The sequence below is a fragment of the Spirochaetota bacterium genome, from assembly GCA_026414805.1.
Classification (GTDB): Bacteria; Spirochaetota; UBA4802; order UBA4802; family UB4802; genus UBA4802.
This window is the reverse complement of sequence record JAOAIH010000073.1, coordinates 1-14,869: the sequence shown is the minus strand read 5'-3', so window position 1 is coordinate 14,869 and position 14,869 is coordinate 1. Positions and strand designations below refer to the sequence as shown.

The following is a 14,869-nucleotide window of genomic DNA, read 5'->3' as shown; positions in this document are numbered from 1 at the left end:
GTAAACAAGATTCCGGACCAAGCCCGGAATGACACCACGATAAGTCATGCTGAACTTGATTCAACATCTGAATGTAAACAAGATTCCGGACCAAGCTCGGAATGACAGCGTGAATGAATATTCCGAATCAAGTCCTGAATGACAGAGTGAGTGTATAACCTGAATCAGGTCACAAATGAAAGTGGTGATATCATTTTTTCATAGGAGTACTCAATATGTTTAAAAAATTATTAATTGTATTGGTTATCTTGGTTATATGCAGTACCATTCAGTACTGTGATGACGCAAAATCTGGATTACTTAAAGACCAACATGGGAAGTATATTAGACCAATACAAATACCAGATAATAGTATATCGAAACAAATAGAAATCAAGAAGCAAGTGAACTTATTAAATAGTTCAGGGGACTTGAATGTAGCTGGGTGGTCCCGAAATCCACTGATAATATATAATGAACAAAATATTAAAGCTGATAAGAAGCACATTAAAAAATGGGAACATTATACTTTTTATAATACAAACTATTGTGGTGGAATAACAATATCAGACATCGCTACTGTTGGTATGTGTAGCATAGAACTATTTGATATAAAGAACAATAAGCAGATTGCTAATATAACATTAATGGTACGACCCAATAAGATACGGTTCCCATCAAATACTTATGATGTACTTGAATTTATAAAAGGTAAATCCTCAGTAGTGATAAAAAAAATCAAAAATCAAAGAATTGCACAATTTTATTTTGATAATGAAGATAAAGAAAAAATTATTTCTGGAATGCTAACATTTACTCAACATGGCAAAGAGGCGATGGCTATTATTACCCCGTTTAGTGAACGGGAATTATTTTTTTATGAATATAAAGTTCCAAGCTTGACGGTTAAAGGAACTATTAAAATTGGAAATAACTATTATGATTTCAACGATGATACAACATTTGGTGTTCTTGATTGGGGACGTGGCGCCTGGCCTGAAATTAATCAATGGTTATGGGCAGCAGGTGGAGGTGTAGTAAAGGGAAAATTATTAAGTTTTAATCTGGGATATGGATTTGGCGCTAATCATAAAGCTACTGAAAACGGTATTGTATATGATGGTAAAGTACATAAGCTTGATAAAGTAATCTGGCACTATAATATTAATGATTATATGAAACCATGGGTTTTTAAAAGTAATGATAAACGATTTGAAATGACATTACAACCGGTCTATTTATTACATTCTGATATTACAGTGAAAGAAATGATTAATTTTTTAAAACAATTGTGGGAGATATTCACAATAAAAGAAATTAAGAAGATAATAACGACACAGGCATATCTGAATAAAGTTTTTGGTTATTATTCTGGATACGTAATATTGGATGATGGTTCAAAAATTACTATAAACAATATGTTAGGTTTTGCTGAAGTGATGTATCAACAGTGGTAAAAATATATAATACCATTGATGCTGCTTTGTGCAGCCTTTTTATTTTCAAATTGATTGACAAAGCATAGCAAAAAAATTCAAACAAACTAAAGAGGTAATCTATGCTAACATTTATTCATATATCTGATACACATTTAGGATTTAATGATTTTGACAGGGTTAACAATGAGGGTATAAATCAGCGTGAGGCAGATGTATACAATGCTTTTGCCACAGCAGTTGACTGCATTATAGATTGTAACCCTGATTTTGTACTCCACACAGGTGACTTGTTTCACCGTTCATCACCATCTAACCGTGCACTGATTCAAGGGTTACAGCATATAAAACGAATTACTCAGAGAGATATTCCATTTATAGTCATTGCAGGAAATCACTGCACACCTAAAACAATATACACTAGTCCCATTTTGCAGGCACTTCAGACTATAGATGGTGTATATGCGGTGTACAATCAGTACTATGAATGTTTCTCGCTGAATGGTATTCATTTCCATTGTCTTCCTCATATTCATGATGAAGCTGAATATGCACGTCAAATTTGCATGATTCAACCAAAAGATGGCATCAATATACTTTTGATGCATACTTCATTAGGAAAGGACTATCTTTTGGAGGAGTATGGTGAACGTATTTTCCCTGACAAAAATTATTCACTCCTTACGGCATTTGATTACGTAGCATTGGGGCATTGGCACAATTATCAGGTTTTGCCTGACTGGAGCAATGTGTGCTATAGTGGGTCTACAGAGCGCTTCAGCGATAGGGAAGCTGGCAGGCAAAAAGGCTTTGTAACAGTAACTATCGGTACTGAAAGAATAATAAAGTTTACTCCTATTTCAATACGCAATTGGGTGCGCTTTGATATAAAGGGATGCAATCAGCGTTCTGTTGAAGACATAAAGAAAGAAATACAGGAATACTCAACAAAAATTGAAGATGGCTCAATAGTAAGTATCTATCTGCATGATATTGAGGCGCATCAAAGCGCTGGTATTAGCAATATTTGGATTGCCCAGCAGTTTGAGCATGCTCTTATAGTATTGCCAAAACGAATTTTTAAAACGCATAGCACCGATAGCTCATGTAAATCAACACACATTAATATTAAGGAACTTTTTTTAATGTACTGTAAAGATAAAATCAATGATGATAAAGAGCGAACTGCAGTTGAAGAGCTGGGCATGCTTTATTTTAAAAGATATTACGATGAACTAAATGAAATGAAAGGTTAAAATATGATTTTGCGTTCACTTACGCTTGTTAATTTCAGACAATACCGGAATACAACAATAGAATTTAAGGATGGACTTGTTGGCATAATTGGCAAAAACGGCAGTGGTAAAAGTACTCTCTTTAGCGCCATTGTATGTGCGCTCTATGGTGAATTGCCCACACTTAGGGAATATATTCGATCTATCTTTGCTGAAGATACTGCAACTGTACAGATAGAGTTAGTATATGAGATTGAAAACAATGAATATAAAGTTGTGCGACAGTTTAGAGGAAGAAATTTAAATGCTCAGGCAACATTATTTAAAAATGACAGGGCGATAGTTACTGGAGCAAATGAAGTATCTCGTGCTATAGAAAAAATTATTGGTATGCCAAAAGAAGCATTTATGCGTTCAGTCTTTGCTGCTCAGGGTGAGTTGCGTGAAATATCTCAAGCAAGGGGTGCACAGCGCCGAGAGCTTATACGCAAAATAATGGGATTTTCAATGCTTGATGACATTTTACAGAATATCCGTGATGACAAAAATGAAAAGAAAAAGTTTATTGAGGGACAGCAGGTAATGCTTCTTAATGATGAAGAGATCAAAGCTAAAAATGAGGAATGTGATAAACTTGTTTCAAAACTCAAGTGGCATATCAAAGCGTTAGAAGAACTTATAGCCAATCAAAAACGTATACAACAACAATTTGAAAATAAGCGCATTGAGTTTGATCATCAACAGAAATTGTATCAGGCATATAATGAACTTGTACATCAAAAAACAAAGATTGCTGTCCAAATTGAAAATTGCACGCGTAACCTTGAAGAAGCTCAAAATAAACTTATACACTTGGAAAAATTGAAGTCACAATGTGAAAACTTACAAAAAGAAGAGGAACGGTATATTAGTGTAAAAAAATTAAAAGAAGAGCTTGAGGCGGTACGTATAAAAGCTATTGAAAAACAAAAACTTGAAGAACAGTATAAACAACTAAATGGCGAGGTAACTGAAAAATTGTTGTATATTGAATCTGAAACATCTGAAATGAAAGATTATGAAACAGTAGTAAAAGAGATTGAAGAGAATGTACAAAAAAAGGCTTTTGCTCAAAAGACTTTACAGGATATAAATTTACAATTACAACAGCTATCAAAACAAATAGGTGGCATTCAAAAATCAATAGAGGACAGAAAAAAGCATATTCAGCAGATACAAAAATTGGGGAGAGATGCTGAATGTCCTACCTGCCTTAGGCCTTTGCACGATGCTTATGATGCAACAATTGCACGCCTTTCTTCTGAGATTGATGCTTACCAGCACAAAGAAATGATACAATTACACAAAGAGCAGTTGGAGTTAAAAGATAAAAGTATAGTTACTGAAAAACTAATACAGAATATAGAAAATGATATAAATCAATTACAGCAAAAAAAAGCACGATATGATGAAAAAAAGAAAAATATTGAAAAATCAATGCTTGAGGTTAAAAAGAAACAGCAAGCTATGAATGCTTTGAAACTTACATTGGCGGATCTTAAAGAAATAGAATTTGATAATAGTGCCTATGAAAACGTTTTAAATGAGTTTAAACAGCTTGAAAGCAGTCATGCTATGTATATAGAATTAAGTACATCAATTAAAGAAATCCCTGAAATTACTAAAAGGATAGTACAGCTTACACAAGAAAAGGAAAAGCTTATAATTTTACTTAAAAAAAATCAATCAGAGCTTGATACTTTAGGTTTTTCAGAAAATACCTATAATAAAGTTAAGGCTGATTATGAAAAGCTGCTCCGTGAAAAGGATGCAATAGCAGAAAAAGCCAATAACGCAACTTTAGAACAAAATGCAATAGAACATGAAATAAAGCAGATTGAAAATGAATTGCAAAGAGACAACCAAAACCGTAAAAAATTGCAAATTGCACAGCAGCAACTTGAATTGTTGCATCGTCTTGAAGCAGTTATGGATGGATTTAGAACTTCAGTACTTGCAACTGTCAAACCGGTGATATCCCATTATGCTAGCAATTTATTTAATCAAATTACCCAAGGCCGATACCAGTCAATCACAGTGGATGACGATTTTAATTTTATGATTTTTGATGATGGGAAGTGGTATCCGCTTGATAGATTTTCAGGTGGTGAAATTGACTGTGCAAATCTTTGTCTGCGCATTGCCATCAGCAATGCAATACGTGATTTCAGTGGCAGTGGTGCAGTGGGTTTTATGGCATTTGATGAAATTTTTGGAAGCCAGGATAATGACAGGAGAGCTGCAATAATGAATGTGCTCTATAGTTTACAAGAACAATACCGCCAGATTTTTATTATTTCGCATATAGATGATGTCAAAGAGCTATTCCCTGCAATTTTACACGTACAGACAACTCCACAAGGTTCTTTAGCCAGGTGGTTATAGAAACAAAGTTGACTTTTATTAAACCCTTCGTTATAATTAAAAAAAAGTATGAGTGTATAATAGCTATGTTAAAAATTTATATTATTAATCAATTATCTTAACATAATATGGAGGCTGTAAAAAATATTTTATAATGTTTTAATAAAGTAGATTGGTTAGAAATAAGTATATTATGGGGAAAGCTGATATTATTAAAGTTTTACATAATTATTTCATTTTTTTAGGTTATTTGTTATGACACAGAAAAAGCATATAGTAATTTTTTTATTTGTATTTGGTGCTGTATTGACACTTGTAGGTATCAAACTTATCCAAAATGCACGGCAAAGTTTATATTGGCCTAAAGCTGAAGGTGTTATAACACAATCTTTTATGGATTGGGATCGTCATAGGCAACAATTTGCTAATATAAAATATACATTTACAGTAAATGGAGAGGAAATTACAGGATTTCAGATCTCAGCAAAAGATATGAATAAATCAAATGAGGATTTGTTAAAAGAATATCCGGTTGGTAAAAAAGTAATAGTATATTATGATCCTGAAAATCCTGAAAACTCTTTATTAGAACCTGGTTATTCTTGGCAAAGTTATCAAGCATTAGTAATAGGCATAATAATACTTATAGTTGCTATAGTAGTAGCTTTGTTTTATAAAGAAAGGTCCCAAAAGAGCGAGGAAAAATCATGAAAATATCAAGAAGGAATTTCATTGCAACTTTATTTGGTAGTGTAGGAGTATTATGCAGTAACTATCTCACAGGCTTTAAAAAAGCCTTTGCTACAGAAAAATACTCTGATCTAGTTGTGATTAAAACTCAAGTGTTAACACAAAAATCCATTTTTACAATGGTTGAGCAAGGTTTTAAGGAGATGGGTGGAATAGAACGTTTTATAAAAAAAGGAATGAAAGTAGTGATAAAACCCAACATAGGATTTAACTCAACACCAGAACGTGCACATACTACAAATCCAATATTGGTTGAAGCAGTTGCTTCAATGTGCAAAAAAGCTGGAGCGCATGTTGCTATTATGGACAGGCCTGTACATAATGCTCGTATGTGCTATCACTCAAGCGGCATTGAAGATGTAGCACGTAAAGTGGGTGTAGATATTGTCTATATGAACAGGGAAAAATTCAAACCTGTTAAGGTGCAGGATGGCCTTAATCTTGATACACTTGATGTGTATGAGGATATACTCAATGCAGATTGCATTATAAATATGCCCATAGCCAAACATCACAGCGCAGCTGAATTGACTCTTGCCATGAAAAACCTTATGGGAGTAATTGGTGGCAATCGTGGTTTTTATCATATTAATCTACACAGGAATATTGTTGATTTTAATAAAGCAGTGAAAGTACATCTTGTAATACTGGATGGGCTAAGAATTTTAACCAAACACGGACCATCATCAGGAAGTCCTGAAGACATCAAAGAAACAAAAACAGTTATATTTGGTACAAACCCGGTAATAGTTGATGCGTATGCAGCAAAAAATCTTTTTGGTATAGAACCATCTTCTATTGGCTATCTCAATCTTGCAGCACAATCGGGCATGGGCAGTATCAATATAAATAACTATTCAATAGTAACCAGGACTGTATGAAATCATCACGATGGTCTTTATACAGGTTAATAGGGCAGGTTGTATTCTGGTTTGTGTTTATATCCAGTATTATCTATCTACATGACCCTATTGTTGATGTAAAATATGGTTTTTATCCTTCATTATCTATCCATTCAATCACAATTGGGCTCATCATTAGTCATACTGTTAAATACGCAAGTATAGGGATTGCAATTTTTGTTGGTACATTTGTGCTAGGGAGATTTTTTTGTGGGTGGATATGTCCACTGGGTGCCACTATAGATGCCGCTGATGTTTTAGTCACAAAAGAAAAAATAAAAACCAATCCAGAAAGATTTGCTAAAGTTAAATTCTTGATTTTACTCACATCAATTATTGTGGCAATATTAGGGTTTAATGCAGCTGGATATATTGACCCCATTACCATTGCGTACCGTAGCTATGAGTTATTTCTGTATCCATTTGTATCTTTTATAGGCTCAGAGCCTTTGTCATGGATATTGCCAGGATATCAGGCAAGAGATTATCCATTCTATTACTACAACTGGGCATGGATTGCACTGATATTTTTTATCATTTTAGCATTATCAAAATTATTGAGGCGATTTTGGTGTAGAGTGTTGTGTCCATTAGGGGCTATGTATGCTCTGGTGTCCCACTTTTCAATTTTCAGGAGAATTGTAGATACATCAAAGTGTGTACACTGCGGTGCATGTGTCAAAGGGTGTCGTATGGGGGCGATAGCAACTGACGGCGTTGCCACAATTGAGCATGAATGTATTAGATGTTTTGATTGCCTTAAACACTGTAAGTATGATGCCATTTCTTTTGAATTTGAATCACCTACCAAAGTCAAAAGTGCCAGTATTCCCTGCAAAGGAATTACACGAAAAGATTTATTGATTGTTGCAGGATCATCAGTGATGATTGCTGCTTCAAAGGTATCGCTTTTTGCAGCATCACATGAAAGCTTTATTATACGGCCTCCAGGGGCATTACCCGAAACACGATTTCTAGATGCATGCATACGATGCGGCCAGTGTATGAATGTGTGTCCTACTAACGCACTGCATCCATGTATAGGTGAATCAGGTTTTTATGGTATGTTCACTCCACGACTGATTTCGCGCATAGGCTACTGTGATTTTACATGCACACGGTGTGGAAATGTATGTCCCACAGGAGCAATACGGGAGCTATCGCTTAAGGAAAAACAAAAGTATGTAATTGGCACCGCATATATTATACGTGATATTTGCATTCCATGGTCACAAGCACAAAACTGTATTGTATGTGAAGAAGTATGCCCTGTGGCCAATAAGGCAATAACGCTTGAAAAAACGATTGCCAAAAATAAGGACGGTGTAACCGTTGAACTATTGTTACCGGTAGTACATGAGGACCGCTGTATTGGATGCGGTATATGCGAAAACAGGTGCCCTGTAAGTGGTCAGTCTGCAATTGTAATTCGTAAGCCAAAGCTGCGTATAGGAGAACACTATGGGTAATGGAAAACAAAACGAAGCAAAGGTTGCAAAAAAGGTTACCTGGATTGGGATGGTAATAAACATACTGCTTTCCCTATTTAAATTACTTGCAGGTATTGTGGGACATAGTCAGGCTATGGTAGCTGATGCGGTCCATAGTATTTCAGATTTAACTACTGATGTTGCTGTGCTTATTGGAATTAAATTTTGGGCTAGCCCTGCTGATGAAGATCACCCCTATGGACATGAACGTATTGAGAGCATTGTCACTGCATTTATTGCAATAGCTTTATTTGCTGTTGGTATTGGGATTGCCTATAACGGAATTGTAACGGCGTTTGATCCTGACATTAAAAGCCCTGAAGCTATTGCTCTCATTGCAGCTTTTATTTCAATTGTATCAAAAGAATGGCTGTATAGATGGACCGTGAAAAAAGGAAAAGAAATTGACTCATCATCGGTAGTAGCCAATGCATGGCACCATCGTTCTGATGCATTAAGTTCTATACCAGCACTTGTTGCGGTTGCACTTGCCATGGCGCATCCAACTTTAGCTTTTTTTGACCATGTTGGTGCTGTTATTGTAGCTTTGTTTATCATTAAAGTTTCATTTGATATTTTAAAGCCTGTAATACTTGAACTATCTGATAAAGGTGCAACTTCAACACAGGTAAATACAATAGATACTATTGCTATGAATGTTGATGGTGTTAAAGAAGTACATAGCATACGTTCACGGCGCGTTGGCAGCGGTTATTTTGTTGACCTGCATGTGCTGGTTGATGGGAATATGTCCGTACAGGATGGACATGATATTGCACGCAGTGTAAAGCATGCACTTCTGGATAAAGGTCCCAAAGTGCTGGATGTCATAGTGCATTTAGAGCCTTTTGAAACATCGTCCAAAAAGAAAAAGTGAAACCATATACCGTAACAATTCGCTTTTATGAAGAACTGAATGACTTTCTCCCCCTTGACAAACAAAAAGTACCTTTTTCTGTAAGCTGGAAAGGTAAACGAAGCGTGAAGGATTTAATTGAATCACTAGGTGTGCCACACGTTGAGGTTGACCTTATACTTGTAAATGGAATTTCCGTTGGATTTGATTATATTGTAAAAAATGGTGATTACATCAGCGTATATCCAGTATTTGAGCGATTTGAAATTAGCAGTACTACCCGCCTGAGACCAAAAAGTCTGCGTACCCCTTCATTTATCTGTGATGTCCATTTACGCAAACTGGTGAAGTATTTACGATTGTTTGGATTTGATGTATTATATGATGAAAAGTGGGACGATAAAGATTTAGCGCAGATAGCAGCAGATCAAAAGCGTATTTTACTTACGCGTGACCGACAGTTACTGATGAGAAAAATTGTTGATAGAGGATTAATTGTACGCAACACCAGTCCGCATAAGCAAATTGTGGAAATCCTGGATAGGTTAGATTTATGGGATAAAATTAATCCTTTTAGCCGATGTATTATGTGCAATGGTAGAGTGGTTGAGTTGTCTGCCAATAGTGAGGAGTTTGAAAGAGAAAGAACAAGAATACCTCCCGGAGTATTGGAATGGTGTAAAGTATATTATAAATGCATTAATTGTGAAAGAATATATTGGGAAGGAAGCCATTATGAAAAACTAACAAAAAAAATAGAAAATGTTTTATCGCACAGAGATATACATAAAGAATAGTAAAGAATCAAAAGTTACATCATTATTATAATTCATGATAGTCAAGAGATAACGCGATAAAATTAATATAAGGAATATATGAAAATAGTACTTGGATATTGTGTTGAAAAAGAGCATCGCAACGATTACTATTTAACGTTGCTTCCTGTTGGTCTTGTTTCTATTGCTTCGTATTTATCGCATAAAGGGTTTGATGTAACTTTGGCAAATTTTTCTAAAGAGAGTCTTGAGAATATTGTAAAAAAAATAAAAGAAATAAAGCCACAAATAATAGGTTTTTCATTATATACTCATAACCGACATATTACTTTTGCAATTATAAACAAAATCAAAAAGATTTTACCTAAAACTGTGATTGTTCTTGGTGGTCCACATGCCACATTTCTTGCAAAAGAGATTATTGCACACTACCCGGCTGTTGATTATGTGGTAGAAGGCGAAGGCGAAGAGGCAATGTTGTTATTGGCTCGATCAATTAAAGCACATAAACCAATAAATAACCGAATAATACACTGGCATAAGTCTGTAAACTTACATACGCTGCCATATCCGGCAAAATTTGGAGGAAATTGTATAGGTGTAAATCCTAATGAACAATATAAATATATTATAACATCACGAGGATGCAGTTTTAATTGCACCTTTTGTGATTCGCCATCTTTTTGGGGAAGAAAAGTTCGTTTCAGGGATATTGATGATGTGATAGATGAATTGGAAGTTTTATATAAAAAATACGGAATAATTTATTTTTCTATAAGGGATGATAATTTTACATTAAAAAAAGACCGGGTATATGAGCTATCGCACAAAATGATTAAAAAAAAGCTGTATATGATGTGGAACTGTCAAGCTCGTGTAGATGCAGTTGATGAAGCAATGCTAATAGCAATGAAGAAAGCGGGTTTGGAACATATTCAGTACGGTGTTGAGTCAGGTTCTCAAAAGATTTTAAGCTTGTATGACAAAAAGATAACAATAGAAAAAATTATACAGGCTGCAACAATAACCCGTAATGTTGGTGTATATCTTTCAGTGTATCTTATGGTAGGAATGGAGAATGAAACATACGAAGATATAAAGAAAACTAAGAAGATTATTCATACAATGTTGCCCGGTGATTGTATTGTTTCGCCTGTAGCGTTGTATCCGGGAACAAGGTTGTATGAAAAACAAAAAGAAAAAGGCATTTTGGACGATAGTATATGGTTTAAAAAAAAGGATGCTGGTATATTTTTACGCAACGAACCTTTTATTAAAGAATGGATGAACGAGTTATTGATGCATACATATAATCTACGAGAAAAAGCTTGGTATAAAGCAAAAGATTTTGCATTGCACAGAAAAGTTGTGGGCCAATCATGGGTTACCGATATCCTTGAAGGTGATTATTACCTTGATAATGAAAGATATCCTGAGGCATCACGGTTATATTCAAAGGTTATAAAAACAATGCCTGATAATCCATGGGGATATATGCGATTTGGTAAACTACATTTTACTATTGCTGACTATGAAACTGCAATGGAAAGCTTTTACGAGGTTACCAGGATTGTGCCTAATTATTATGGAGGGTGGCTTAAGTATGCTCAAAGTTGTATTGCATTAGGTATAAAAGAAAAAGCCCAAGGAGCTATAACAAGAGCAATGGAATTAAACAGATATGATGAAAGAGTGCGTTCATTGCATAAGTTGTTGAACAATAAAAAATAATGTACACATTAATTCCTATAATAAAATGTAATAAATCTTTTTTAACAAAATAAAAAAACATGATTTTTTTAGTTTTGGTTTAAAAAATATTGCATCCATGCGTATTAATAATATAAAAAGTACAAATTTAAAAAATATGTCCTTAAAAGTTGATAAAAATCAGTTGAAAGCAATTAATGCCGAAGGTGGTGCGCACCTTGTTATTGCATCAGCTGGCAGTGGGAAAACGTACACTGTTATACAGCGAAGTATTGCATTAATTAATAAAAATTTGTGTAAACCAGATGAGTTGCTGTTACTTACATTCAGCCGAAAAGCTGCTGAAGAATTAAAAAGCAGGATTATAGTAGGCCTTGGTGGTTGTGGTAAGGCAATTGTTGCGTCAACGTTTCATGCGTTCTGTTTACAATATATTATTAAACGATATATGAATTCTGTCAAAGTGCTTGATGAAGAAACTTCAGAAACTATAATGAAAGAAATTATCGAAAGGCATGTCAATGAATTCTATGGTATTCCATCGTCAGTGATATATAAAATACTATTGAAAAGCGATAAAATTACCCTGCCGGTTGATATTAGAACCAAAATTGAAATTATAAAAAAAGAATATTTGCAATTTAAAAAAACACACAATTATATTGACTTTGAAGACATGATTAATACATCAATTGAATACTTGTCTAATGATAGCTCATTGCAAGCAGCAATTCACAATACCTTTAAATATATAATGGTAGATGAATTTCAGGACACTTCGGAGAATAATTTTAAACTTTTGAAATTACTTTTGCCCAACCAACACCCTAATGTTTTCATGGTTGGTGATGACTGGCAATCAATTTACAAATTTAGAGATGCACAAGTAAAATACATTGTAAACGCAAAGAAATATTTTGAAAAGCTTACAGTGCATACTCTGACAAATAACTATCGTTCAAAAAAAGAAATTGTGAGCCTTGCAAGCAGGTTAATTTCTAAGAATAGATTCCGTTCACGTCGTATAGTTTACTCTGTACGTGGAAAAGGAGGCAAAATATTTTTTCACAGGGTAAACTCTTTTGAACAGGAGGCTACAATCGCTGGAGCTATCGCACAAAAATATAGCACAAATCATTCTATAGCTATGCTTTACAGGAACAACTGGCAGGGCAACTTTCTACAATCAAGAATTACTAATCATAGCAATATTCAATATATGACAATACATTCGGCAAAGGGGCTGGAATTTGATATTGTGATTTTATGTGGTGTAAAGGACAGGTTGTTGCCTGACCCCTATACCGATATTGAAGAAGAACGTCGCTTGATGTATGTTGCACTCACCAGAGCAAAAAACTGCTTGCATATACTCTATCATCCAACCTATAGTGACCAGAAGCCGCAATTTATTAAAGAATGTGAATCATACATGTAACCTGTCAATATACTATTGCTCATAATAGTATACTATCAGCTAATTTAAAATATGCTAAAAGCAATAATGAACTATGAGTTATATACTTGAAGTTAAAAATCTTTATAAATATTTCCCCGGAGTCAAGGCAGTTGATGGAGTAAGTTTTGCTATCCCTCAAGGTATTTGCTTTGGTTTACTAGGCCCAAATGGTGCAGGCAAAACAACAACTATAGAAGTTATTGAAGGGATACAGAAACCAGACAGTGGTGTAATACTGTATAAAGGAAAGCCGCGGGGTCATCATTTTAAACAGGAGGTTGGTATTCAGCTGCAGCACACTGAATTGCAGCAATATCTTACAGTTAGGGAAATTCTTTTGACATTCAGGAACTTATATGCACGCAGGGCTCCAATGGATGAACTTGTTTCACTGTGTTATCTTGAGGAGATACTGGATAGAGATAACAGGAAAATATCAGGAGGGCAAAAACAGCGGTTACTTTTGGCGATAGCTCTGGCAAATGACCCTGAACTTTTGTTTCTGGATGAGCCAACTACAGGCCTTGACCCACAAGCGCGGCGTCATGTGTGGGATATAGTACAATCAATCAAAAAGAAAGGAAAAACCATTATCCTTACCACACACTACATGGAAGAGGCACAAACACTGTGTGATATTGTTGCAATCATGGATCATGGCAGGATTGTTGCCATGGATTCGCCAATTAATTTGCTTAACCAACATTGCAGAGGTGTTACCATAACACTGCCATCAATAGTGGATGAAAATATTTTACATCAGATGGAGTGCGAGTGGTACACAGTGAACAATACCATAGAGATACACACGGAAAAACCTCATGATTGCCTGCGATTGCTCATAGATAATAATGTAGATATTACTGGGATGGTGGTTCGCTCACAGAATTTAGAGGATCTCTTTTTAAAACTAACGGGGACGCAGTTGAGGGCATAACTATGCTATACAGAATATGGACAATATTTGTTGCACGCACAAAAGAATTTTACAGAGACAGGTCGGCATTAGGCTGGAATATTATTTTCCCACTCTTAATTATTATTGGTTTCAGTGTGGTTTTCAAAAGCGAATCTTCACCACTGCTTAAAGTTGGTGTCATTACTTATGATAAAATTGATATAAAAGAAGTAGACAATCCACAGTTGAAAGAATTTTTAAAGATGAGATATGTTGATTTTATAGTATTTCCCTCTAAAGAAAAAGCAATTGCAAGTTTGCATAAATTTAAAATAGATATGGTACTGGACATACAAAATAATACATACTATATAAATGATTCCTCACCCAACGGATATGTTGCCGAACAGCTTCTTAAAGGAGCTGGCAGCAGTCATACGATATTTTCAAAGTATTCATTCAAGGGCAAAGGTATACGGTATGTTGAATGGCTTTTTCCCGGCATTTTGGGTATGAATGCAATGTTCAACTCATTATATGGAGTGGGTTATGTGCTTGTGATGTACCGGAAAAACGGCATATTAAAACGTTTCAGCGTTGCGCCTGTCAGGCCATTTGAGTTTTTGACAGCACAGATTCTATCCAGAATGTTTGTGATGCTTGCAACAACAATAGTTGTATACATTGGAACAGTATTGCTGTATGGGTTTGAATGCAAAGGTTCATTGTTCACGCTGTTTCTTGTTTTTGCTCTGGGTGGGTTTTGTATGATTTCTTTAGGACTGCTTATTGCTTCTCGAAGCGACAGCCAGGAGTTTGCTGATGGACTAATTAATATTATAACGTGGCCAATGATGTTTTTGTCAGAAGTGTGGTTTTCACTTGAGGGTGCACGCCCATGGGTGCAGAAAGTATCACAGCTTTTGCCACTTACACCCATAGTGGAAGGTGCACGTATGGTTATGAATGAGGGAG

General features: G+C 35.1%; 12 protein-coding genes. All 12 read left to right on the top strand.

The features are described 5' to 3' along the window. Positions 1–215 precede the first annotated feature (215 nt). Complete coding sequence (locus N3F66_12670) at positions 216–1,436, top strand: DUF2804 domain-containing protein (GenBank protein MCX8124998.1); 1,221 nt, start codon at positions 216–218, stop codon at positions 1,434–1,436. A 101-nt stretch (positions 1,437–1,537) separates the two neighbouring features. Continuing rightward, on the top strand, positions 1,538–2,671 hold the full coding sequence (locus N3F66_12665) for an exonuclease SbcCD subunit D (GenBank protein ID MCX8124997.1): 1,134 nt from the start codon (positions 1,538–1,540) through the stop codon (positions 2,669–2,671). Between the two features lie 3 nt (positions 2,672–2,674). Continuing rightward, entirely contained in the window at positions 2,675–5,074 is a 2,400-nt protein-coding gene (locus N3F66_12660) for an SMC family ATPase (protein ID MCX8124996.1), read from the top strand. Positions 5,075–5,308: 234 nt separating this feature from the next. Next, complete coding sequence (locus tag N3F66_12655) at positions 5,309–5,764, top strand: DUF3592 domain-containing protein (GenBank protein MCX8124995.1); 456 nt, start codon at positions 5,309–5,311, stop codon at positions 5,762–5,764. Then, complete coding sequence (locus tag N3F66_12650) at positions 5,761–6,684, top strand: DUF362 domain-containing protein (GenBank protein MCX8124994.1); 924 nt, start codon at positions 5,761–5,763, stop codon at positions 6,682–6,684. The genes N3F66_12655 and N3F66_12650 overlap by 4 nt, the downstream gene beginning before the upstream one ends. Continuing rightward, on the top strand, positions 6,681–8,174 hold the full coding sequence (locus N3F66_12645; protein MCX8124993.1) for a 4Fe-4S binding protein: 1,494 nt from the start codon (positions 6,681–6,683) through the stop codon (positions 8,172–8,174). The genes N3F66_12650 and N3F66_12645 overlap by 4 nt, the downstream gene beginning before the upstream one ends. Further along, a complete protein-coding gene (locus N3F66_12640) occupies positions 8,167–9,072 on the top strand; it encodes a cation diffusion facilitator family transporter (protein MCX8124992.1) in 906 nt (301 codons plus the stop codon). The genes N3F66_12645 and N3F66_12640 overlap by 8 nt, the downstream gene beginning before the upstream one ends. Next, entirely contained in the window at positions 9,069–9,848 is a 780-nt protein-coding gene (locus N3F66_12635) for a Mut7-C ubiquitin/RNAse domain-containing protein (protein ID MCX8124991.1), read from the top strand. The genes N3F66_12640 and N3F66_12635 overlap by 4 nt, the downstream gene beginning before the upstream one ends. Positions 9,849–9,926: 78 nt before the next feature. Next, positions 9,927–11,558: a cobalamin-dependent protein gene (locus N3F66_12630; protein MCX8124990.1), complete on the top strand. Its 1,632-nt coding sequence runs from the start codon at positions 9,927–9,929 to the stop codon at positions 11,556–11,558. Positions 11,559–11,694: 136 nt separating this feature from the next. Continuing rightward, complete coding sequence (locus tag N3F66_12625; GenBank protein ID MCX8124989.1) at positions 11,695–12,975, top strand: ATP-dependent helicase; 1,281 nt, start codon at positions 11,695–11,697, stop codon at positions 12,973–12,975. A gap of 73 nt (positions 12,976–13,048) precedes the next feature. Then, complete coding sequence (locus tag N3F66_12620; GenBank protein ID MCX8124988.1) at positions 13,049–13,933, top strand: ABC transporter ATP-binding protein; 885 nt, start codon at positions 13,049–13,051, stop codon at positions 13,931–13,933. A gap of 2 nt (positions 13,934–13,935) precedes the next feature. Further along, positions 13,936–14,869: ABC transporter permease (locus N3F66_12615; protein MCX8124987.1), on the top strand; the 934-nt coding region annotated here is incomplete at its 3' end.